This window comes from Azospirillum formosense (assembly GCF_013340925.1).
GTDB lineage: Bacteria > Pseudomonadota > Alphaproteobacteria > Azospirillales > Azospirillaceae > Azospirillum > Azospirillum formosense.
Genome location: NZ_WHOR01000071.1, coordinates 1 through 22,518, shown reverse-complemented (window position 1 = coordinate 22,518; position 22,518 = coordinate 1). Strand labels below are relative to the sequence as shown.

Annotated in this window: 21 protein-coding genes and 4 tRNA genes; 22 read left to right on the top strand and 3 right to left on the bottom strand. The window is 65.8% G+C overall.

The window, feature by feature from the left end:
• The 7 genes from GBZ26_RS11920 to GBZ26_RS11890 all read left to right on the top strand — a co-directional run.
• Positions 1–346 (top strand): Bax inhibitor-1/YccA family protein (locus tag GBZ26_RS11920; protein WP_174439028.1); only part of this gene is annotated, 346 nt, incomplete at its 5' end.
• Positions 347–529: 183 nt separating this feature from the next.
• Positions 530–1,822: a DUF2254 domain-containing protein gene (locus GBZ26_RS11915; RefSeq protein WP_174439027.1), complete on the top strand. Its 1,293-nt coding sequence runs from the start codon at positions 530–532 to the stop codon at positions 1,820–1,822.
• A gap of 174 nt (positions 1,823–1,996) precedes the next feature.
• The gene (locus GBZ26_RS11910; RefSeq protein ID WP_174439026.1) at positions 1,997–2,245 is read left to right on the top strand and encodes a DUF1127 domain-containing protein; all 249 of its coding nucleotides are present in this window, start codon (positions 1,997–1,999) and stop codon (positions 2,243–2,245) included.
• A gap of 4 nt (positions 2,246–2,249) precedes the next feature.
• Complete coding sequence (locus GBZ26_RS11905; protein WP_174439025.1) at positions 2,250–2,666, top strand: GNAT family N-acetyltransferase; 417 nt, start codon at positions 2,250–2,252, stop codon at positions 2,664–2,666.
• Between the two features lie 9 nt (positions 2,667–2,675).
• Positions 2,676–3,470: a PhzF family phenazine biosynthesis protein gene (locus GBZ26_RS11900; protein WP_174439024.1), complete on the top strand. Its 795-nt coding sequence runs from the start codon at positions 2,676–2,678 to the stop codon at positions 3,468–3,470.
• A 42-nt stretch (positions 3,471–3,512) separates the two neighbouring features.
• The gene (locus GBZ26_RS11895) at positions 3,513–3,968 is read left to right on the top strand and encodes a MaoC family dehydratase (RefSeq protein ID WP_174439023.1); all 456 of its coding nucleotides are present in this window, start codon (positions 3,513–3,515) and stop codon (positions 3,966–3,968) included.
• Positions 3,969–4,073: 105 nt separating this feature from the next.
• Positions 4,074–5,342 (top strand): Hsp70 family protein, encoded by a 1,269-nt coding sequence (locus GBZ26_RS11890; RefSeq protein WP_174439022.1) that lies wholly within the window; start codon positions 4,074–4,076, stop codon positions 5,340–5,342.
• A 155-nt stretch (positions 5,343–5,497) separates the two neighbouring features.
• On the opposite strand, the gene glnA is transcribed toward GBZ26_RS11890, so the two are convergent.
• A complete protein-coding gene (glnA, locus tag GBZ26_RS11885; RefSeq protein ID WP_014240105.1) occupies positions 5,498–6,907 on the bottom strand; it encodes a type I glutamate--ammonia ligase in 1,410 nt (469 codons plus the stop codon).
• Between the two features lie 272 nt (positions 6,908–7,179).
• Positions 7,180–7,518: a P-II family nitrogen regulator gene (locus GBZ26_RS11880; protein WP_014240107.1), complete on the bottom strand. Its 339-nt coding sequence runs from the start codon at positions 7,516–7,518 to the stop codon at positions 7,180–7,182.
• Between the two features lie 338 nt (positions 7,519–7,856).
• On the opposite strand from GBZ26_RS11880, the gene GBZ26_RS11875 reads away from it, so the two are divergent.
• From GBZ26_RS11875 to GBZ26_RS11825, 11 genes are all read left to right on the top strand, one after another.
• Positions 7,857–7,932 (top strand) — tRNA-His (locus tag GBZ26_RS11875).
• Positions 7,933–8,041: 109 nt separating this feature from the next.
• Positions 8,042–8,117 (top strand) — tRNA-His (locus GBZ26_RS11870).
• Between the two features lie 129 nt (positions 8,118–8,246).
• Positions 8,247–9,713, top strand: a complete 1,467-nt coding sequence (locus tag GBZ26_RS11865) for an NAD(P)H-hydrate dehydratase (protein WP_174439021.1) — start codon at positions 8,247–8,249, stop codon at positions 9,711–9,713.
• A 105-nt stretch (positions 9,714–9,818) separates the two neighbouring features.
• Positions 9,819–11,369 (top strand): malonyl-CoA decarboxylase, encoded by a 1,551-nt coding sequence (locus GBZ26_RS11860; RefSeq protein ID WP_174439020.1) that lies wholly within the window; start codon positions 9,819–9,821, stop codon positions 11,367–11,369.
• Between the two features lie 161 nt (positions 11,370–11,530).
• Positions 11,531–11,615: transfer RNA gene (locus tag GBZ26_RS11855), tRNA-Leu, on the top strand.
• Positions 11,616–11,706: 91 nt separating this feature from the next.
• The gene (gene tig, locus GBZ26_RS11850) at positions 11,707–13,041 is read left to right on the top strand and encodes a trigger factor (protein WP_174439019.1); all 1,335 of its coding nucleotides are present in this window, start codon (positions 11,707–11,709) and stop codon (positions 13,039–13,041) included.
• A 102-nt stretch (positions 13,042–13,143) separates the two neighbouring features.
• Positions 13,144–13,779: an ATP-dependent Clp endopeptidase proteolytic subunit ClpP gene (gene clpP / locus GBZ26_RS11845; RefSeq protein WP_038528407.1), complete on the top strand. Its 636-nt coding sequence runs from the start codon at positions 13,144–13,146 to the stop codon at positions 13,777–13,779.
• A gap of 212 nt (positions 13,780–13,991) precedes the next feature.
• A complete protein-coding gene (gene clpX / locus GBZ26_RS11840) occupies positions 13,992–15,260 on the top strand; it encodes an ATP-dependent Clp protease ATP-binding subunit ClpX (protein WP_035672995.1) in 1,269 nt (422 codons plus the stop codon).
• Between the two features lie 284 nt (positions 15,261–15,544).
• Positions 15,545–17,959, top strand: coding sequence for an endopeptidase La (gene lon, locus GBZ26_RS11835; RefSeq protein ID WP_174439018.1), 2,415 nt, complete (start codon positions 15,545–15,547; stop codon positions 17,957–17,959).
• A gap of 163 nt (positions 17,960–18,122) precedes the next feature.
• Complete coding sequence (locus tag GBZ26_RS11830) at positions 18,123–18,395, top strand: HU family DNA-binding protein (protein ID WP_174439017.1); 273 nt, start codon at positions 18,123–18,125, stop codon at positions 18,393–18,395.
• Positions 18,396–18,501: 106 nt separating this feature from the next.
• Positions 18,502–18,576 (top strand) — tRNA-Val (locus tag GBZ26_RS11825).
• 99 nt (positions 18,577–18,675) lie between these two features.
• Here the strand turns inward: GBZ26_RS11825 and GBZ26_RS11820 are convergent.
• Positions 18,676–19,260, bottom strand: a complete 585-nt coding sequence (locus GBZ26_RS11820; protein ID WP_174439016.1) for a hypothetical protein — start codon at positions 19,258–19,260, stop codon at positions 18,676–18,678.
• A gap of 185 nt (positions 19,261–19,445) precedes the next feature.
• Between GBZ26_RS11820 and GBZ26_RS11815 the strand changes: the two genes are divergently transcribed.
• From GBZ26_RS11815 to GBZ26_RS11800, 4 genes are read left to right on the top strand one after another with little or no spacing between them, the layout of a single operon-like run.
• A complete protein-coding gene (locus GBZ26_RS11815) occupies positions 19,446–19,676 on the top strand; it encodes a helix-turn-helix transcriptional regulator (protein ID WP_174439015.1) in 231 nt (76 codons plus the stop codon).
• A gap of 2 nt (positions 19,677–19,678) precedes the next feature.
• The gene (locus GBZ26_RS11810; protein ID WP_174439014.1) at positions 19,679–20,158 is read left to right on the top strand and encodes a hypothetical protein; all 480 of its coding nucleotides are present in this window, start codon (positions 19,679–19,681) and stop codon (positions 20,156–20,158) included.
• The gene (locus GBZ26_RS11805; RefSeq protein ID WP_174439013.1) at positions 20,151–21,131 is read left to right on the top strand and encodes a DUF7146 domain-containing protein; all 981 of its coding nucleotides are present in this window, start codon (positions 20,151–20,153) and stop codon (positions 21,129–21,131) included. The genes GBZ26_RS11810 and GBZ26_RS11805 overlap by 8 nt, the downstream gene beginning before the upstream one ends.
• Positions 21,121–22,317: an AAA family ATPase gene (locus tag GBZ26_RS11800; protein ID WP_174439012.1), complete on the top strand. Its 1,197-nt coding sequence runs from the start codon at positions 21,121–21,123 to the stop codon at positions 22,315–22,317. Before GBZ26_RS11805 ends, GBZ26_RS11800 begins: the two co-directional genes overlap by 11 nt.
• Positions 22,318–22,518: the final 201 nt, after the last annotated feature.

The window sequence follows — 22,518 nt, the reverse complement described above, 5'->3', positions numbered from 1 at the left end:
CACCGCGGCGATGTTCGCGGCGATGAGCCTGTGGGGCTACACCACCAAGGCCGACCTGTCGAAGATGGGCTCGTTCCTGATGATGGGCCTGATCGGCATCGTCATCGCCAGCCTGGTCAACATCTTCATCGGATCCAGCGCGCTGCAGTTCGCCGTCTCGGTGATCGGCGTGGTCATCTTCACCGGCCTGACCGCCTACGACACCCAGCGCATCAAGGAGGAGTACGCCGAGGGCTACGGGCACGAGGCCAACACCAAGCTCGCCGTCATGGGCGCCCTCTCGCTCTACCTCAACTTCATCAACCTCTTCCAGATGCTCCTCCAGCTCATGGGCAACCGCGAGTAACGGGACCGCATCCGGCGCCAATCAAGGCGCTCTGCCGGGCCGGCCGCTTTCAGCGGCCGGCCTTTTTCGTGGCCGGCCGGCGTCCAGGTCGGTTCGTCCGGACTGCCGCGCTCGGAGCAGGGGGCGTGTGGCGGCGTCGGATGTTGTTCATCCGTTTTGAACGGCACGTCACTGGGAGCGGTAATGAAGGACCGGATTCGCCATTATTGGGAGTTTCTGCGCGCCAGCCTGTGGTTCGTTCCCTTCCTGATGGGCGGGGTGGCGGCGATGCTGGCGGTCGCGCTGCTCACCTGGGGGCGCGGCGTTGTGGAGAACGCCACGGACTACTGGCTCCTCTACGCCGGTGACGCCGACAACGCGCGCCAGCTGCTGTCGTCGCTGCTGACCGGCATGATCACCATGACGTCGCTGGTGGTGTCGATCACCATGGTCGTGTTGACCTTGGCCGCCGGCCAGATCGGTCCACGACTGATCCGCAATTTCATCCAGGATTGGACGACCCAGGCGGTGCTGGGCCTCTTCCTGGCCGACATCGTCTATCTGCTGGTCGTTTTCCGGACCATCGACGGCAACCAGGCCGATCGTGTGCCCCATCTGGCGGTCAGCGTCGGAACCGGATTGACCACCCTGTGTCTGTTCGTTCTGCTGGTCTACGTCCACAAGCTTGCCCGCTCGATCATCTACGACAATGTCGTGCAGCGGGTGGCGGCGGATCTGCACGAGGTGACCGCAGCCCTGCTTCCCGAACGCGGTGACAGCCCCCCGGAGACGCCCCCCGACCTGCGCGGCGATTTCGCCTGGGTCGACCTCGACCAGGACGGGTACGTCCAGGCGATCGACCTGGACGGTCTGGTCGCCACCGCCCAACGAACCGATTCGGTGATTCGCCTCGATGTCCGGCCCGGCCATTACGTCATCAGCGGCGGCGAGCATGTGGCCGTGTTTCCGGCCGGCGCCTGCACGGCGGACCTGTCGAAGGCGATCCGGGGTGCCTTCATCGTCGGTTCGGAGCGCACCCCGACCCAGGATGTGGAGTTCGGCATCCGCCAACTGGTGGAGATGGCCACCCGCGCCCTGTCGCCAGGGATCAACGACGTGTTCACCGCCTTGGCGGTGATCGACAATCTCTCGGCGTCGATGGCCCGCATCTTCGACCGTGCGATCGAGCCGACGGTTCTGCGCGATTCCGCCGGAATTGTCCGGGTCGTGCGGGACGTGACCGGATACGACGGCTTCGTCGGTGCCGGCTTCGATCAGATCCGGCAGGCCGGGAGCGGAAACGCCGCGGTGCTCATCCGGCTCGTCGACGCCATTTTGCGGCTGGCCCCGCGCGTCCGGTCGGACGCCCAGCGGGAACCGCTGCGTGAGCAGCTGGACATGATCCTCAAGGCGGGCGAGCAGAACATCGCGATCCCCCGCGATCTGGACAGTCTTCGGGCTCGCTGGAGGCAGGCGACCGAACGGCTGGAGCGCTGACACCCATCGGACTTCGCGCGGGTCGTTCCGACACGATGTGTGTGGCGCAGGAGATACATCCGATATCGGAAATGTAATGGTGACAATAACGACATTGACCGGCGAGATTGTGTCGACATAATCGCCATTGTCTCGATTGTTCGGGGCTGAATGTTTTGACGAAGGAGGTTCATCATGCGCACCACGGAAGCGACCCGCTCGTCCGGATCGTCCTCGTTCACGACCGTCTTCAAGGTCATCGCGCGCGCCCTCACCGTCGGCATCCGCCCCGTCTGGTTCGTGATGGAGGCCGGTCTGAACGGCTATGAGCGGTGGCGGCAGCGGCAGGCGCTGATGCGGCTGGACGATCATCTGCTGAAGGACATCGGCGTGTCCCGCGCCGATGTGGACAGCGAAGTCAGCAAGCCGTTCTGGCGGGGGTGAGCCGATGAGCGCCGATGCGATCCTCTACGCCGTCGAGCCCGACCTGACCGCCGACGCCTTCATCGACGTGCTTCACCGCTCCGGGCTGGCCGAACGCCGGCCCGTCGCGGACCGCCCGCGGGTGGAGGCGATGCTGCGCAACGCCGGACTGATCGTCACCGCCCGCGACGCGGATGGCGACTTGGTCGGCGTCGCCCGGTCCGTCACCGATTTCGCCTTCTGCTGCTACCTGTCCGACCTCGCCGTCGACCGCGCCTGCCAGGGGCGCGGCATCGGCAAGGAACTGATGCGCCGCACCCGCGCCGCGGTGGGGGAGGGCGTGACCTGCCTTCTCCTGTCCGCGCCCAAGGCGGTCACCTTCTACGAGGCGGCGGGGATGGAGCGGCACGCCCAGGCGTTCCTGTTCACCGAAAAACCCTAAGGAGGCACCTTGCGCCTTCCCCTGTATCAGGTCGATGCCTTCGCGGACGCGGTGTTCGCGGGCAACCCGGCGGCGGTCGTGCCGCTGGAGGACTGGCTTCCCGAAGCGACGCTCCAGGCCATCGCCGCGGAAAACAACCTGTCGGAAACCGCCTTCATCGTCCGCCACGGCGACGGCTACGAGATTCGCTGGTTCACCCCGGCGGTCGAGGTGGATTTGTGCGGCCATGCCACGCTGGCCTCGGCCTTCGTCATCGCGACGATGCTGGAATGGGGCTGCCCGCGCATCGACTTTACCACCCGCAAGGCCGGAGCCCTCAGCGTCACCCGCGACGGCGACCTCTACACGCTGGACTTCCCCAGCCGCCCGCCGGAACCTTTGGCCGAGCCGCCAGCCGGCCTGCTCGACGCGCTGGGCGGGCCGGTGCCGCTTGCGGTGCTAAGGGCCCGCGACCTTGTGGTCGTCTATGACGACGAGGCGGCGGTGCGCGCTCTGACGCCCGACATGGGCGCCCTGGCCCGGCTGGAGGACTATTCCGCGGTCATCGTGACGGCGCCGGGCAGCGGCGGCGTGGATTTCGTGTCGCGCTTTTTCGCACCGGCCAAGGGGATCCCCGAAGACCCGGTGACCGGCTCCGCCCATTGCACGCTGATCCCCTATTGGGCGCGGCGGCTGGGCAAGGAGCGGCTGAAGGCCCGGCAGGTCTCGGCCCGCGGCGGCGCGCTGTCCTGCGAACTGGTGGGGGACCGCGTGAGGATCGCCGGGAAAGCGGTTCTCTATATGGATGGCGCCATCTACATTTAGCACCGTCCATACGAGGGCCAATGGAACGGGAGGGCAGCGGGCATGGCGGGGCGTTATTTCGAGGATTTCCGCGTCGGTGACGTGATCGACACCGAAGGGGCGACGGTCACCGACAGCCAGATCATGGATTTCGCCCAGCGTTTCGACCCGCAGCCCTTCCACGTGGACGCGGTGGCCGCCGCGGAGGGGCCGTTCGGCGGGCTGATCGCCAGCGGTTTCCACACCCTGTCCCTGACCTTCCGGCTGTTCCGCGACACCGGGGCCATCACCGGCACCAGCCTGGGCGGCTCGGGCGGCGACGAACTGCGCTGGCTGCGCCCGGTGCGCCCCGGCGACACGTTGCGCGTCCGGGTGGAGGTGGTGGAGGCCATCCCGTCCCGCCGCGGTGACCGCGGCACGGTCCGGCTGGCCTATACCACGCTGAACCAGCATGGCGAGGCGGTGATGACCATCACCTTGAACCACATCGTGGCGACCCGCAGCGTTCCCGCGGAGTAAGTCCGCCGAAGAGGAAAGACAAGCGCGGCCTGTCCCGTCGCGCGTCTTGATCCGCAGGCCCGGCCCCTGTATAGCCTCGCCCCTTCCATCACGGCGGGGATTCCCATGACGGCTTGCGGCCTCGATTTCGGCACGTCCAACACGACGCTCGGCGTGCGGACGGCGGCAGTGGGTGCGGGCGGTTACAGCCTGCTTCCCCTGGACGGCGCGCGGACGACCCTGCCCAGCGCCGTCTTCTTCGATTTCGAAGCCGACGCGGTGACGGTCGGGCAGGCGGCCATCGACTCCTATGCGTCGGGCGTCGAGGGGCGCCTGATGCGCTCCATCAAGTCGATGCTGGGCACGGACCTGATCGACGCCGACACCGCGCTCCGCAAGGGCCGCATCACCTTCCGCGCGGTCATCTCCACCTTCCTGGCCGCGGTGAAGGAGCGGGCGGAAACCGCGCTCGGCGGTGAACTGACCGACGTGGTGCTGGGCCGCCCGGTGCATTTCGTCGACGGCGACCCGGCGGGCGACGCCGCAGCGGAGGAGGTGCTTGGCGAGATCGCCCGCTCCGTCGGCTTCCGCGGCATCTCCTTCCAATACGAGCCGATCGCCGCCGCGCTCGACTACGAGCAGCAGGTGGAGCGGGAGGAACTGGCCCTGATCGCCGACATCGGCGGCGGCACATCGGACTTCTCCATCGTCCGCATCGGGCCGGAGCGGCGCGGGCGGGCCGACCGCAGCGCCGACATCCTGGCCAACGACGGCATCCGGGTCGGCGGCACCGACTTCGACCGCGACCTGTCGCTGGCGACGGCCATGCCGCTGCTGGGCCACGGCAGCGCCATGAAGCGCCCCGGTCTGCTGGCACCCAAGCACCTGTTCTTCGATCTGGCGACCTGGTCGAAGATCAACTTCCTCTACACCGCCAAGGCGATGGCCGATCTGGAGCGCCTTCAGCGCGATTCCGCGACCCCGGACCGCATCGAGCGGCTGATCGGCGTGGTCGAGCACCGGCTGGGCCATGCCCTGGCCATGGCGGTGGAGCGCACCAAGATCGCTCTGTCCGACGGGCCGGAAGCCGGCCTGCTGCTGGATTGGGGCGGCGGCGGCATGACGCGCCCGGTGTCGGTGGACGAGTTGAATCAGGCGACGGCGATCCTCGCCGGGCGCATCGGCGGGCGGGTGCGCGCCTGTCTGGCCGAGGCCGGCACGCTGCCGGCGGAGATCGACGCGGTGTTCCTGACCGGCGGCTCCACGCTGCTGCCGCAGGTGCGGGCGTCCATCCTGGCCGAACTGCCCGGCGCCCGCGTGGTGGAGGGCAACATCTTCGGCTCGGTCGGCACCGGCCTGACCATCGAGGCGGCGCGGCGATTCGGCACCGCCTGACGACGGTTCACGGTTCCATAAATGGAAAAGGCCCGCCGACGCTGCCGCCGGTGGGCCTTTTCCCATTCTGCTCCGCGGTTCGACCCTCCGGTGGTGCCCGCCGCGCCGCGAAGGCGGGGCGGACACCGGAAACCGGCGGACCGAAGTCCGATGGATCAGACCGAGTAGTACATCTTGTACTCGATCGGGTGCGGCATGGTCTCGAAGGCCAGCAGCTCCTCGGTGCGCAGATCGATGTAGGACTCGATCATGTCCTTCGTGAACACGTCGCCCTTCTGCAGGAAGGCGCTGTCGGCCTTCAGGCTGTCCAGGGCCTCGCGCAGCGAGCCGCAAACCGTCGGAACCTTGGCCAGCTCTTCGGCCGGCAGGTCGTACAGGTTCTTGTCCATCGCCTCGCCCGGATGGATCTTGTTCTGGATGCCGTCCAGACCGGCCATCAGCAGGGCGGCGAAGGCCAGGTACGGGTTGGCCGACGGGTCCGGGAAGCGGACCTCGACGCGCTTGCCCTTCGGCGAGGCGACGTACGGGATGCGGCAGGAGGCCGAACGGTTGCGGGCCGAGTAGGCCAGCAGAACCGGAGCCTCGTAGCCCGGGACCAGACGCTTGTACGAGTTGGTCGTCGGGTTGGTGAAGGCGTTCAGCGCCTTGGCGTGCTTGATGATGCCGCCGATGTAGTACAGCGCCAGTTCCGACAGGTCGGCGTACTGGTTGCCGGCAAACAGCGGCTGGCCTTCCTTCCAGATCGACTGGTGCATGTGCATGCCCGAGCCGTTGTCGCCGAAGACGGGCTTCGGCATGAAGGTCGCGGTCTTGCCGTAGGCGTGGGCGACGTTGTGCACGACGTACTTGTAGTACTGCATGTTGTCGCCGGTGCGGACCAGCGTGTCGAACTTGATGCCCAGCTCATGCTGCGAAGCGGCCACCTCGTGGTGGTGCTTCTCGACCGGCACGCCCATCTCGGCGAGCACGCTCAGCATCTCGGCGCGCAGGTCCGAGCCGCTGTCGACCGGAGCGACCGGGAAGTAGCCGCCCTTGACGCCCGGGCGGTGGCCCAGGTTGCCGTCCTCATAGTCCTTGTCCGAGGTGTACGGGCCTTCCTCCGAGTCGAACTCGTAGGACACCTTGTTCATCTCGACCTTGAACTTGACGTCGTCGAAGACGAAGAATTCGGCTTCCGGGCCGAAGTAGGCGGTGTCGCCGATGCCGGCCGACGCCATGTACTTCTCGGCGGCCTTCGCGATGCCGCGCGGGCAGCGGGCGTAGGGCTGGCCGGTCGACGGCTCGTAGACGTCGCAGAGGATGTTCAGCGTCGGCTGGGCCGAGAACGGGTCCATGACGGCGGTGGTCGGGTCGAGCTGGAGGATCATGTCCGACTCGTTGATCGCCTTCCAGCCGGCGATCGAGGAGCCGTCGAACATGATGCCGTCCTCGAACACGTCCTCGTCGATGGTCGAGACGTGCTGAGCGGTGTGGTGCAGCTTGCCGCGCGGGTCGGTGAAGCGGAGGTCCACGTACTTGACGTCGTGTTCCTTGATCAGGTCGAAGACCTTGCTGATGTCGGACATATCTCTTTTTCCACGCTTAAGAGGTTTGGGTCCCGCTGCGTCAAACCGACCAAGGGGCGGGTGACGGCGCTCGCGGCGGACGTTATGTCATGCCTTTCCCAAGCGCACAACGTGACAGCACAAAAAGTCGCGCCCTGTGGGGCTTCCGCGCACGGATCGTTCCGCTCGCGGTTGCGACGGTCTGCGTCGGCCGGATCAGCGTCGGCCGGCTTTGCGTCGGTTGTGGGCGGGGCTGGTTCATGTTGGCCGGTGGTCGGGTTCTCGGGACGCGATCAGATCGCGTCGCCTCCCTTCTCGCCGGTCCGGATGCGGACAACTTCTTCCACGGGGGTGACGAAGATCTTGCCGTCGCCGATGCGGCCGGTGTGGGCGGCCTGCTGGATCGCCTCGATCGCCCGCTCCACCAGGGAGTCCTCCATCACCACCTCGATCTTCACCTTCGGCAGGAAGTCGACCACATACTCCGCGCCGCGGTACAGCTCGGTGTGCCCCTTCTGACGGCCGAAGCCCTTGGCCTCGGTGACGGTGATGCCCTTGATGCCGACTTCGTGAAGGGCTTCCTTCACTTCGTCGAGTTTGAACGGCTTGATGATGGCTTCGATCTTCTTCATGGGTCTCTCGTGTACGAGGTGCCAACGCCGGCAGGCACCGTCCACGGCTCTGCCGACGGTCCGATGTAAAGCACGTTGCGTGCCAATCGGAGCGGTTGCGATCCGGCTGCGTGGGATGCCGGGCCGCAGCGGGCCGATGCCACCGTGGGCGGCACGCAACTGCCAACGGATAGGGCGAAGTGAACAATATTTGTGCACAAGCTGCAAGCAATCCGCGCAGCCATACCCGTTCGGATGGGGTAGCGTGGGCTTCTCACCCGGCTTTCCACATTGATGAACATGGTGGAAAATAGAGCTTGACCCAACCCGTCCCTTGGGGCAAATAGGCGACCCCGGTGGCGGTGGTAGCTCAGTTGGTAGAGCTCTCGGTTGTGGTCCGAGCGGTCGTGGGTTCGAGTCCCATCCATCGCCCCAGTCCCCCTTGACGGTGGATGCGCACGCCTTGTGAAGAGTTCACGTTGGCGTTGCATCGATCGGAGCGGCGGGTGGGGTGTTCGCGGACGGGTCATTCCGTCCCCCGGTGGCGGTGGTAGCTCAGTTGGTAGAGCTCTCGGTTGTGGTCCGAGCGGTCGTGGGTTCGAGTCCCATCCATCGCCCCAGTCCTTCCTTCCAATTCCTGTGCCAAGCAGGCCAATCCTTTCATTCCTCCTGTGCCCGGCTATGCTGCGGCCGTCGCGGTGCTTATTGTGCCGGGTGACGGTGATGCGGGATTGCGGCGGGTGGAGGCGATGGACGAACTGCTTTCCGTGGCGGAGATGTACCGCGCCGACGCGCTGGCCATGGCGGGCGGCGTGCCGGGGCCTGTGCTGATGGAGGCGGCGGGGGCCGCGGTGGTGCGCGCGGTCTGCGAGCGCTGGGCGCCGCACCCGACCGTCGTCCTGTGCGGGCCGGGCAACAACGGTGGCGATGGGTTCGTCATCGCGCGTCTTCTTCTCGAAGCGGGATGGCCGGTGCGGCTGGCCCTGCTGGGGTCGCGCTCCGCCTTGCGCGGTGACGCGGCGGTGGCGGCCGGGCGCTGGACCGGCCCGGTGGAGGCCGCCGACCCCTGGCTGCTGGAAGGCAACCCCCTGGTCATCGACGCGCTGTTCGGGGCCGGCCTCGCCCGTCCGCTCGACGGTATGGCGAAGGACGTGGTCGAGGCGATGGCTGGGCGCACCGTCGTCGCCGTGGACGTGCCGAGCGGTCTGCACGGCGACAGCGGCCAGGTGATGGGGGTGGCCCCGCGGGCAGCGTTGACCGTCACATTCTTCCGCCGCAAGCCCGGCCATCTGCTGCTGCCGGGCCGGATCCTCTGCGGGGAGGTGGTCGTCGCCGACATCGGCATTCCCGACACCGTGCTGGACGCCATCGCACCGCAAACCCTGGTGAACGGCCCGGAGCTGTGGCGGCAGCGCTTTCCCTGGCCGCGGCTCGACTCGCACAAATACGCGCGGGGGCATGCGGTGGTGCTCGGCGGGGCGCGGATGACCGGAGCGGCGCGCTTGTCGGCGCGCGGGGCCCTGCGCGCCGGGGCGGGGCTGGTCACGGTGGCCTGTCCGCCCGACTCGGTGCCGGTCTACGCCGCTGGCTCGCCCAGCCTGATCGTCAGCGACGTGGCGGACGGCGGTGCCTTCGAGGCGCTGCTGGCGGACCCTCGCAAGAACGCGGTTCTGTTGGGGCCGGGTGCCGGCGTCGGTGCGGACACGCGGGGCCATGTGCTCGCGGCTCTGGGCGCCGGCAAGGCGTGCGTGCTGGACGCCGACGCGCTGACCAGCTTTGCCGAATCGCCCGCCGATCTGCTCGACCGTCTGACCGACGGCTGCCTGCTGACCCCGCACGAGGGCGAGTTCGCGCGGGTCTTTCCAGATGTCGCGGCGCAGGAGGGCGGCAAACTGACCCGCGCCCGTGCCGCGGCGGCGCGCGGCGGCGCGGTCGTCCTTTTGAAAGGTGCCGACACGGTGGTCGCGGCCCCGGATGGGCGGGCCGTCATCAACGCCAACGCTCCGGCCGAACTGGCGACCGCCGGGTCGGGGGACGTGCTGGCGGGCATCGCGCTCGGGCTGATCGCCCAGGGGATGGACACATTCGACGCCGCCTGCGCCGCGGTCTGGCTGCACGGCGAGGCGGCGAACGCCTTCGGGCCCGGTCTGATCGCCGAGGATCTGCCGGATGCGCTGCCGGGGGTGCTGAAGCGGCTCAAGGCGGGGGCGCGCTGATCTGGCCTCCCCAGGGCATACATACGCCTGGACAGGGGACTTACTCTTAAGGCCGGGCTCAAGCTATGGCTTGCCGAGAGCGCGCCCGCACGCCAGACTCTGGGTATGAGCGAGACGCCAGAGATCAAATCCGCCGAGCCCGTTCCGTCCCAGGCCCCAACCCCGGGGATGGGAGCGCCGCCGGGCCTGCTCGACCGCACCCTGGACACGCTGCGCGCGGGCTGGCGCGAGATTGCCGCCTCCGCCCGCGGGGTGGTCGGTGCCGCGCCGCGCGCCAATCTGCCCAGGGAAGACGCGGAGCGGCTGAAGGAACAGATCGAAGCCTGCCTGGACGGCCGTGGCGGCGAGGTGTCGGCGCGGGCGCGGGCGGCGCAGCTCGGCCGCACCTATCTGGCGCTGGACGGGCAGGGGCGGCGCAATTTCCTGATGATGCTGGCGCGCGATTTCGACGTGGACCGCGCCGCCGTCGATCAGGCGATGGCCACTTTCCAGACGGCGGGCGATCCGGTGTCGCGCGGCCACGCCGAGCGCGCCCTGCGCCGCGCCTTGGAACCGCCGCGGCTGCGGCTGCTCACCCAGTTCAACGGCCTGCCGGAAGGGGTGAAATTCCTGGTGGACCTGCGCGCCGAGCTTATGGAGATGGCACGCGGCGAGCCGCTGCTCCAGGCGCTGGAGGACGATCTCAAGAGCCTGCTGCGCAACTGGTTCGACGTCGGCTTCCTGGAAATGCGCCGGATCACCTGGGACAGCCCGGCCTCGCTCCTGGAGAAGCTCATCAAGTACGAGGCGGTGCACGAGATCAGCGGTTGGCGGGACCTGAAGGACCGTCTCGATTCCGACCGCCGCTGCTTCGCCTTCTTCCACCCGCGCATGCCGAACGAGCCGCTGATCTTCGTCGAGGTCGCGCTGGTCCAGGGCATGTCGGACAACGTCCAGGCGCTGCTCGATCCCTCCGCCCCGGTCTGCGACCCGAAGAGCGCAGACAGCGCCATCTTCTATTCCATCTCCAACGCCCAGGTGGGGCTGGCGGGAATCAGCTTCGGCAATTTCCTGATCAAGCGGGTGGTGGACGGCCTGACCGGCGAGTTCCCCAACATCAAGTGCTTCGCCACCCTGTCGCCGATTCCCGGCTTCCGCCGCTGGCTGGACCGGGAACTGGCCGAGCGCGGCGATTCGCTGCTCAGCCCGCCCGAGGCGGAACGCATCGCGGAGGCCATGGCCAGCCATCCGGAAACTGGCGAATCGGAGACGGACAGCGACGCCGACGAGCGTCCCGTTCTGGCCGGCGCCCTGGCTCTCCCCTCCTGGCACACCGACGACGAGCTTCAGAAGCAGCTTCGCGGCCCGCTGATGCGGCTGTGCGCGCATTACCTGACGACGGCGCGCGCGTCGGACCGCCGCAGCGAGCGGGCGGGCGCGGCCCCGGCGCGGGCGCTCGATCCGGTCGCGCACTTCCACCTCAGCAACGGCGCCCGCATGGAGCGGCTGAACTGGCTGGGCGACCGCTCGCCCAAGGGGGTGCGGCAATCCTGCGGGATGATGATCAACTACCGCTACAAGCTGGGCGAAATCGACGCCAATCACGAGGCGTACCGGGGCGAGGGCAAGGTCAACGCCTCCTCCGCGATCCGGTCGTTGGGCAAGGGGGGCGCGTGAGCCGGTCCGCCCTTCCGTGCGGCCCCACCGCGGGCACCCTCCAATGGCGTGCGGAACGGCGCCCATTTTGCCTGTTTGCGGCGCGAACCCTGTGCTATAGAGCGGACTTCGCCGGCAGTCCGTCGGGTGTTCCGCACCCGTCGCGGGCTGTCTATGCCATTGCGGGCGTGGCGGAACTGGTAGACGCGCCGGATTTAGGTTCCGGTGACTTCGGTCGTGGGGGTTCGAGTCCCTTCGCCCGCACCATGGCAACAGCTTGGACCGCATGGGAACACACGGTTTCGGGCCGCCCGGACGGGCGCCGCCGGGCCGGACAACGAGATAGGCTTTCGTTCCGATGAACATCACCGAGACCAGCGCCGACGGCCTGAAGCGCGAGTACAAGGTCGTCATTTCCGCCCAGGATATCGAACAGAAGGTGCAGGGCCGGCTCGAAGAGCTGCGCCGGACGGTGCAGCTCCCCGGCTTCCGTCCGGGCAAGGTGCCGGTTGCCGTGATCAAGCAGCGCTACGGCGGCAGCGTGCTGGCCGAGGCTCTGGAGGATGCGATCGCCGACAGCTCGCGCCAGGCGCTGAACGAGCGCGGCCTGCGCATCGCCATGCAGCCGAAGATCAACGTCGAGAAGTACGAGGACGGCGGCGACCTGTCCTACACCATGGGCGTCGAGCTTCTGCCGGACATCGAGCCGGGCGATCTCAGCGGCCTGGAGCTTGAGAAGCCGGTCGCCACGGTCGAGGACTCGGCCGTCGACGAGGCGCTGACCCGTCTGGCTTCCGCCCATTCGGTGCAGGCCCCGGTCACCGAGGACCGCGCGGCCGAGAAGGGCGACATCGCCGTGATCGACTTCGCCGGTTCGGTCGATGGCGAGGCCCTGCCGGGCATGGACGGCAAGGACTACCCGCTGGAGCTGGGCGCCAACCAGTTCGTTCCGGGCTTCGAGGACCAGCTGGTCGGCGCCAAGGCCGGCGAGCACCGCACGGTGAAGGTCACCTTCCCGGCCGACTACCCGCACGACCGCCTGAAGGGCGCGGACACCGTGTTCGAGGTGGACGTCAAGGAACTCCGCAAGAACGTCCCGGCCGAGGTCAACGACGACCTCGCCAAGGAGTTCGGCATGGAGAGCCTGGAGAAGCTGCGCGAGGCCGTCGGCGACCGCATCAAGAGCGAGTACGCCAACGTGTCGCGCCTGCGCGTCAAGCGCCAGCTCCTCGACAAGCTGGCCGAGGCCCACTCCTTCGAGGTCCCGCCGGGCATGGTGGACGTCGAGTTCGAGGGCATCTGGCAGCGTCTTCAGCAGGAGCTGAAGAACGGCACCGCCGGCGAGGACGCCGGCAAGCCGGAAGAGGAGCTGAAGACCGAGTACCGCGGCATCGCCGAGCGCCGCGTGCGCCTGGGCCTGCTGCTGTCGGAAATCGGCCGCCGCAACGACATCCAGGTCAGCCAGGACGAGATCAACCGCGCCCTGATCGCGGAAGCCCGCCGCTTCCCCGGCCAGGAGCGTCAGGTGTTCGAGTTCTTCAAGCAGAACCGGGAAGCGCTGGAAAACCTCCGCGCTCCGATCTTCGAGGACAAGGTCGTCGACTACATCCTGGACCAGGCCAAGGTGAGCGAGAAGCCGGTGTCCGCCGAAGAGCTGATGAAGGACCCCGACGAGGAGGCCGAGGCGGCCTGATCGTCAGAAAGGTTGTGGGGCGGCCTACCGGTCGCCCCTTTCCATTCCTATATGTAGACTGCTCAGACGACTAACCGAGCTGCGGGAGCAGGGAAGACCACCATGTACGACTTCGAACCGAAGATGAATGCTCTGGTCCCGATGGTCATCGAGCAGACCAACCGGGGCGAACGAGCGTACGATATTTACTCGCGCCTGCTGAAGGAACGGATCATCTTCTTGATCGGTGGCGTGAACGACGCCGTCGCCAGCCTGATCTGCTCGCAGCTGCTGTTCCTGGAATCGGAAAACCCGAGCAAGGACATCGCGCTCTACATCAACTCGCCGGGCGGCTACGTCTCGGCCGGCCTCGCCATCTACGACACCATGCAGTACATCCGTCCGCAGGTGTCGACGGTGTGCATGGGGCAGGCGGCCTCGATGGGCTCGCTCCTGCTCGCCGCCGGCGCGCCGGGCAAGCGCTTCTCGCTGCCGAACAGCCGGATCATGATCCACCAGCCGTCGGGCGGCGCCCAGGGCCAGGCCTCGGACATCGAGATCCAGGCCCAGGAGATCCTGAAGCTGCGTTCGCGCCTCAACGACATCTACGTCAAGCACACCGGACAGTCGCTCGACACCATCGAAGCGGCCATGGAGCGCGACAAGTTCATGTCGCCGGAGGAGGCCAAGGCCTTCGGGCTGATCGACGAGGTCGTGGAAAAGCGCCCCGGCTCGATCGGCGACGGCAACGCGGCCTGACGGGGCGCGCGAACTAATGATTGATTGCGCCGGTTCCCTGTTGTTGAATGATGGGGAACCGGTCCGATGGATCGGGTTCGAAGGATGAGCGGATGCGTTAACCTTGTCACGGGCCTTGCCCGGGACAACCTTTGAAAGGACCGGCGTCGGGGGACGCCGCAGGCGGTTGACAGGTTATACGGATCAGTCCCCCGCGAGATGACGGAGTACCGATGAGCAAGTCCAGCAGCGGCGATTCGAAGAACACGCTCTACTGCTCCTTTTGCGGCAAGAGCCAGCACGAGGTCCGCAAGCTGATTGCCGGTCCGACGGTGTTCATCTGCGATGAATGCGTCGAGCTGTGCATGGACATCATTCGCGAGGAGAACAAGACGACCCTCGTGAAGTCCCGCGACGGCGTGCCGACCCCGCGCGACATCCATGCGGTACTGGACGATTACGTGATCGGCCAGCATCACGCGAAACGGGTCCTTTCTGTTGCGGTGCACAACCACTATAAGCGGTTGGCGCACGGCACCAAGCACAACGACGTCGAACTGGCGAAGTCCAACATCCTGCTGGTCGGCCCCACGGGCTGCGGCAAGACGCTGCTCGCCCAGACGCTCGCCCGGATCATCGACGTTCCCTTCACGATGGCCGACGCCACGACCCTGACCGAAGCGGGCTATGTCGGCGAGGACGTCGAGAACATCATCCTCAAGCTGCTCCAGGCTGCCGACTACAACGTCGAGCGGGCGCAGCGCGGCATCGTCTACATCGACGAGGTCGACAAGATCAGCCGCAAGTCTGACAACCCGTCGATCACGCGCGACGTGTCGGGCGAGGGCGTGCAGCAGGCCCTGCTGAAGATCATGGAAGGCACCGTCGCCTCCGTGCCTCCGCAGGGTGGCCGCAAGCACCCGCAGCAGGAATTCCTGCAGGTCGACACCAGCAACATCCTGTTCATCTGCGGCGGCGCCTTCGCCGGGCTGGACAAGATCATCGCGCAGCGTGGCAAGGGCACCTCGATCGGCTTCGGCGCCGATGTGCGCGGCCCGGACGAGCGTTCGACCGGCGACATCCTGCGTGAGGTCGAGCCCGAGGATCTGCTGAAGTTCGGCCTGATCCCGGAATTCATCGGTCGTCTGCCGGTGGTCGCCACCCTGTCCGACCTGGACGAAACGGCTCTGGTCGAGATCCTCACCAAGCCGAAGAACGCCCTGGTCAAGCAGTACCAGCGCCTGTTCGAGATGGAGGACGTCCGTCTGGAATTTTCCGACGACGCCCTGCGCACCATCTCCCACAAGGCGATCCAGCGGAAGACCGGCGCGCGCGGCCTGCGGTCGATCATGGAGTCGATCCTCCTCGACCCGATGTTCGATCTGCCGGGCCTGTCGGGGGTGGAAAGCATCCTGGTCAACAAGGAGGTGGTCGAGGGGCGTGCCAAGCCGCTTTACGTCCACGCCGAACGCCGCGGGGAGCAGCAGGCACCGGGTGCCTGACTTTGTCACGGCCGATCAGTATCGGTTTCGGGAAAGGGCGCCTTCGGGCGCCCTTTGTCGTTTCCGGCTTTTGCAGACATCGAGGGCGCCAGCCGGGCCGCGAAGCGGTCGGACCGGCACGCGCACCGTCATACGGAATTGGGGTTCTGGCCCTTGAAGGGGGGCTATGGCTGTGCCACGTTAGAAAAAGTGCCGGTTTTTGATCCCTGTGCTCATCCCCCGAGGCGGGGTTCTTCCCAGGCCCATCCCGGGCTGACGGCGTCCCAATGAAAGAGGCCCAATCAATGTTCGAAATCCCTCGTGGTGCCCTCTATCCGGTCCTGCCGCTCCGCGACATCGTGGTATTTCCCCACATGATCGTGCCTCTTTTCGTCGGCCGTGAGAAATCCGTGCGCGCCCTGGAAGACGTGATGAAGGACGACAAGCAGATCCTTCTCGTCACCCAGAAGAACGCCGCGCAGGACGATCCGACGCCGGCCGATATCTACAGCGTCGGCACCGTTGGGACCGTGTTGCAGCTGCTGAAGCTGCCCGACGGAACGGTGAAGGTGCTCGTGGAGGGTGGCCAGCGCGCGTCCATCACGAAGTTCGCCGAGAACGAGGATTTCTTCCAGGCCCACGCCGATCTCGTCGAGGAGAAGGTCGGGGAAAGCCAGGAGCTTGAGGCGCTGGGCCGGGCTGTCGTCTCGCAGTTCGAGCAGTACATCAAGCTGAACAAGAAGATCCCGCCGGAGGTCCTGGTCTCGATCAACCAGATCGAGGAGCCGGGCAAGCTGGCGGATACGGTGGCCTCTCACCTCGCGCTGAAGATTCCGGAGAAGCAGCAGCTTCTGGAATGCGCCACGGTGTCGGAGCGGCTGGAGCGGGTTTACGCCTTCATGGAAGGCGAAATCGGCGTCCTGCAGGTGGAAAAGCGCATCCGCAACCGCGTCAAGCGGCAGATGGAGAAGACCCAGCGCGAGTACTACCTCAACGAACAGCTCAAGGCGATCCAGAAGGAACTCGGCGAGACCGAGGACGGCCGTGACGAGTCGGCCGAACTGGAAGAGAAGATCAACAAGACCCGCTTCTCCAAGGAAGCCCGCGACAAGGCCCTGGCCGAGCTGAAGAAGCTGCGCTCCATGAGCCCGATGTCGGCCGAGGCGACGGTGGTGCGCAACTATCTGGACTGGATGCTGTCCATTCCGTGGAAGAAGCGCACCAAGGTGAAGAAGGACCTGAAGCTCGCGCAGAAGATCCTCGACGCCGACCACTACGGCCTGGAGAAGGTCAAGGAACGCATCCTCGAGTATCTTGCGGTCCAGAACCGCATGAACAAGGTGAAGGGGCCGATCCTGTGCCTCGTCGGGCCGCCCGGCGTCGGCAAGACCTCGCTCGGCAAGTCGATCGCCAAGTCCACGGGTCGCAATTTTGTGCGCATGTCGCTCGGCGGCGTGCGGGACGAGGCCGAGGTCCGCGGCCATCGCCGCACCTACATCGGTTCGATGCCCGGCAAGGTCATCCAGGGCATGAAGAAGGCGAAGTCGTCCAACCCGCTGTTCCTGCTGGACGAGATCGACAAGCTCGGCGCCGATTGGCGCGGCGACCCGTCGTCGGCCCTGCTGGAGGTCCTGGACCCCGAGCAGAACGGCACCTTCAACGACCATTACCTGGAGGTCGACTACGACCTGTCGGACGTGATGTTCGTCTGCACGGCCAACACGATGCGCATGCCGCAGCCGCTGCTGGACCGTATGGAGATCATCCGGGTCGCCGGCTACACCGAAGACGAAAAGGTCGAAATCTCCAAGCGGCACCTGATCGAAAAGCAGATCGAGGCGAACGGCCTGAAGAAGGGTGAATTCGCCATCTCCGACGACGCGATGCGCGACCTCATCCGCTACTACACGCGGGAGGCCGGCGTCCGCAGCCTGGAGCGCGAGATCGCCAACCTCTGCCGCAAGGCCGTGAAGGAGATCCTGATGAAGGGCTCCGCCGGCGCCAAGGTCTCGGTCACCCGTCGGAACCTGGACAAGTACGCCGGGGTCCGCCGCTTCCACTTCGGTGAGGCGGAGTTGGAGGATCTGGTGGGCGTCACCACCGGCTTGGCCTGGACGGAAGTCGGCGGCGAGTTGCTGTCCATCGAGGCGGTCAGCCTCCCCGGAAAGGGGCGGGTGACCACCACCGGCAAGCTGGGCGACGTCATGAAGGAGTCGGTCCAGGCGGCGGAGAGCTACGTCAAGTCGCGGGCCACCGCCTTCGGCATCAAGCCGACGCTCTTCGAGAAGCGGGACATCCACGTCCACGTGCCCGAAGGCGCCACCCCGAAGGACGGCCCGTCGGCCGGCGTGGCGATGATCACCTCGATCGTCTCGGTCCTCACCGGCATCGCGGTCCGCAAGGACGTGGCGATGACCGGCGAAATCACCCTGCGCGGCCGGGTGCTCCCGATCGGGGGTCTGAAGGAGAAGTTGCTGGCCGCTCTGCGCGGCGGCCTGAAGCATGTGCTGATCCCGAAGGACAACGAGAAGGATCTCGCCGACATCCCGGACAACGTGAAGCGTGGCCTGGAAATCATCCCGGTCAGCACGGTCGACGACGTCCTGAAGCATGCCCTGGTTCGGGAACTCGAACCGATCGAGTGGAAGGAACCGGAAGCGGTCGAGCCGGCGGTCGCCAAGCCGCAGACCGACGGCGGAGGCGAGGTGCTTCGTCACTGACCGGGTCCGGCGTTTAAAGCACTCTTAAAGCGTTCCCATGCTTCGCATCGCCCGCCCGTCTGCAATTGACGGGCGGGCGATGTCGCGTTTATCGTTTGAATGCGTGAAGTCATTGGGCGGCATTGCTTCCATTTTCTTTGTGGCTTGAGAAGGGAGGAAGTAAGTGAACAAGAACGATCTGGTGGCGCACGTCGCCGACGCCGTGGGTTTGTCCAAAACCGACGCGACCAAGGCGGTCGACGCCGTGTTCGACGGCATCGCCGACTCGCTGAAAAGCGGGGAGGAGGTTCGTCTGGTCGGCTTCGGCACCTTTGCGGTCGCCGAGCGCGCGGCCAGCGAGGGCCGCAACCCGCGCACAGGCGAGAAGATCGCCATCCCCGCGTCGAAACAGCCGAAGTTCAAGCCGGGCAAGACCTTGAAGGACGGGCTGAAGTGATGACGTCTTGAACGGACAGGGCATTCCAGGCATAGTGCGCGCCGGTCAGCGCAGGCTGGCCGGCTTTTCGTTGTCTGGAACGCCAATCCGGTCAACGACGCGGCGCGGGCGATTAGCTCAGCGGTAGAGCATCTCGTTTACACCGAGAGGGTCGGGGGTTCGAAACCCTCATCGCCCACCAGCCAAATCAAGCGCTTAGCGATCAAGAGCGGCCCCGAGAGGGGCCGTTTCGCATTTTTAGGTAACAGTTAGGTAGCGGCCTATGGGCAGTCGCTTGGCGCTAAAATAACTCCCTCTCAGGCGACGCCCTATCTTCTTCTCTCCACATGGAAGCCAGCTCCATAATGGTCTGGCCTGGAATTTTCGCGAAAAACATTGGGCGATCCAAGGTAAGATAAATTCTGCCATCGGCATCTGAGTACTCAATATTCTCAGTATTTCCGTTTGTCATCAGCTCATCATTAATCTCAAAGCGCACGTATTTTACGCTTGTGCATATATAGATGTTGTAATTTTTTCCATAGACGTAATCGCGTACTATGAACTCGTTGATTAGTTTCACAAATAGCTCGCCAGCAGTATCGCCATATATGGCTCCTGCTTTTGTATTGCCTTCATGATCTCCGCAAATAGTTAGGGAATCATAAGAGATGGCTGTTCTTGTGGCATCTTTTACAGTATCCGATACGAATACGGCGAATATTAGCAGACAAAGTTGACGCTTGCTGATCGTCTCAATTCGTCTTCCCGAACTCTTTGGCAATAATCCATCATCAATCAACTGCCGGGCTATGCCGTTAATTCTTGCAGCAGGCAGGGATGTTACGGCGGAAATGTACGATACGGCCTCGGAAACTGTAGGCATCTCAATCCCCATCAATACGCATTGAACGCCACATCACGGGGCATAACATGCCACACGATTTGGTTTTCGAAAAGCAAAATCCAGCTTGACGGCGCGTGATTTTGGTTTCAGGTTTCATAAAACCACGCTTCACGCCGCGTATCGTTATGCCACAGCGTGTCGCACTGCCAGATTTGGAGGTTGAAATGAAGAGCGGCGTCCGAGTGATACGGTTTAAGGAGCTGAAGGAGCGCGTCGGGTACTCGCGCATGCATATCGACCGCCTGGAAAAGAATGGCAAGTTTCCACGTCGAATTCGTCTGGGAGAAAACTCAGTTGCCTGGGTTGAGAGCGAGGTGGACGACTGGATTTCAGCCAAGATGAATGGAAGGGGTGGGGCGACGGCTGACGTTGTGCTTGCTACTGCGGAGGCCTGACCATGACCGACAACGGCGAGCCCACCCGCATCACACCGGACGATCTGTTCGCGCTCGAGGCTTGGGCGCCCGATCACTACAAGCCGGTCTTTCACGCGATCCGGCAGGCTAACCTTTTGGCTCTGTTTGTCACCTATGGCGCCGGCCAGCCGGAACCGGGACGTGAGGTGGCCGGCCAGCCGATGCTTGCGATCCTGGGTGACGACCGCGGGACGGATGGCAGCCGGGGGCCGGGGGCGTTCCACCGCAAGACGTTGAAGTGGATCGGGCGACGGGCCGGGACGGTGTTCATCTACTCCGGCGGGGCCAATCCCGCCCACTACATGCTGGCCGTCACCCTTGCCCTGCTGCGCCCCGGAAACCCCGCCATGTTGATCGAGACGACCATGCGCCACCACGGCGATTGGCTGGCTTGGGCGGAGAAGCATGCGCCGGGGGCACTGATCATGAATATCACTCCGCCGGACGCCGGAAATGCTTGATGAACGCGGCGCCGATATGGACGCCCTCCGCCAACAGCTTCGTGATAGGACGGAAGACGTCGCGGCTGCCCTGCTGGGCAGCCCGAACCTACCGCTTTCCAGCCGCCACGATTTGCGGTTCGGGCGGCGTGGCTCCCTGTCCGTCGCAACCGCTGGGGAACGGAGGGGGCAGTGGTTTGAGCACGGCGCCGATGAAGGCGGTGACTTGTTCTCGCTGATTCAGCGGGAACTGTCGCTGGATTTCCCTGCTGCGGTGCGGTGGGCGTTGGATTTGCTGGGCGACACCAGTTGCCACACACCTCCGCCGCAGCGCTCCACAGCGCCGTCGCCCGCATGCCATGATGCGCTGGCCCCGTGGGGTTGGCGGATCTGGAACGATGCCCTTCCGGTGGCGCCCGAATGCGCCGCAGGGCGCTACCTGATCGGACGCGGATGCCACGCACTCCCTGCTGAGCAGGCTGTGCGCTGGGTCCCGTCGCTGCCTTACGGGCCGAATCAGGCATTCCCTGCGCTGCTGGCGCTGGTCACGGACGTGACGGACGCGAACCGCGCGCTGAACCTACACCGGACATGGCTTGCCCCGGACGGGAGCGGCAAAGCCCCAGTAGACCGTCCGCGCCTCCTGCTGAAGGGGCACCGCAAGGCCGGCGGCGTGATCCGCCTCACGCCCGACGACGAGGTGATGAGCGGGCTGGGCATCGGCGAAGGGCTGGAAACGTGCTTGACGGTTCTGACGGCCGGGTGGGCGCCGGTCTGGTGCTGCCTCGACGCCGGCAACGTGGGCGCTTTTCCCGTGCTGCCCGGCATCGAGTCGCTGACGATCTTCGCCGACCACGACCCCGCGGGCCGACGAGCTGCGGAGAAATGCGCTGTGCGCTGGCATGGCGCCGGCTGCGAAGCACGGATCGTCCTGCCGCCAACCGAGGGCGACGATGTAAACGATTGGGCGCGGAGCCTCGCCGATGCCGCATGACCTGCACGCGATCCGCAACGCCGCTGACGCTGCGGCAAGGTTCCGGCCAGCGGAAGCGCCACCAGCGTCGGGAAATCGCCCCGCGCCTCTGGAGCTCGTCAACCCGGTGGAACTGGATGGAATCGACATTCCGCCGCGCCGCTGGATGGTTCGGGACTGGATGCCGTGGGGCCAGACAACAGCGCTCTACGGCGATGGCGGACTCGGCAAGTCTCTCATCGCACAGATGCTCATGGCCTCCGCTGCAACCGGCCGGCAATGGCTCGGGCTCGAAGTCGAGATGTGCCGTGCGCTTGCGATCTTCTGTGAGGATGACGCTGATGAACTGCATCGCCGGCAGGCTGACATAAACGCTGCTTACGGGGTGGGGTTCGGCGACCTCACCGAGGCGCGGTGGATATCGCGCGTTGGGCACGACAACTTGCTGATGACATTCGAGGGCGACCGCGGCCAGCTCACGCCGTTCTGGGATCAGATTGCCGATGCCGCAGGCGCGTTCAACGCCCGCTTGGTCGTTCTCGATACCGCGGCCGACATGTTCGGGGGGAACGAGAACGCTCGACCGCAGGTCCGCCAGTTCGTGCAGCAGGCCTGCACCAGGCTCGCAAGGACCATCGACGGCGCCGTGCTGCTGTGTGCGCACCCGTCGGTGGCCGGCATGGCGAGCGGACGCGGCGACGGCGGCAATACAGCCTGGAACAATTCGGTTCGCGCACGCTGGTATCTGACCCGGCCCGAGGCGGCCGAGGGCGTGCCGCCGAACGAGGACCTCCGGGTGTTGAGCCGCAAGAAGGCGAACTACGGCCCGAGCGGCGATCCGATGACGCTGGAATGGCGTGAGGGCGTGTTCCGGCCAGTGCTGCCCGCGGGGAGCGATGCCGTTGACCGAATGGACCGTAGCGCGCGCGTGCGCCGGGGCAAGGAAGCCTTCCTCCGCGCGCTCGCGAAGCTGGCCGGCCAAGGGCGCAACGTTTCGCACTCAAAGCAGGCCCCCAACTACGCCGTAAAGGTGATGGTCAGCATGCCCGAGATGGCCGGGGTGGGGCGCGGAGAGATCGAGGCGGCAATGGCCGAGCTGTTTTCCGAAGGGCGGATCGTGGCGAATGCCGTGGTCGGCAAGAAGGCAAACCGGGCGCCAATCTTCGGCATTGCGACGGTTGAGAATGACGATGACGAGGACGATTAAAGCGTGTGCACCGAGGTGCACCGAGGTTGCTCGTAACTCGTTGATTTCGTTGCACCTTGAGGCTTGCACCAAGGTTGCACCAGTGTCCGCTAACCCATTGATTTCATTACACCGAGGTGCACCCACACCTGTCCCCCCCATTCCCCCCTACGCTTCGCGCCGCCTTTGGCTGGTCGGCGCGGGCGTAGGTAAAGGCGAGCT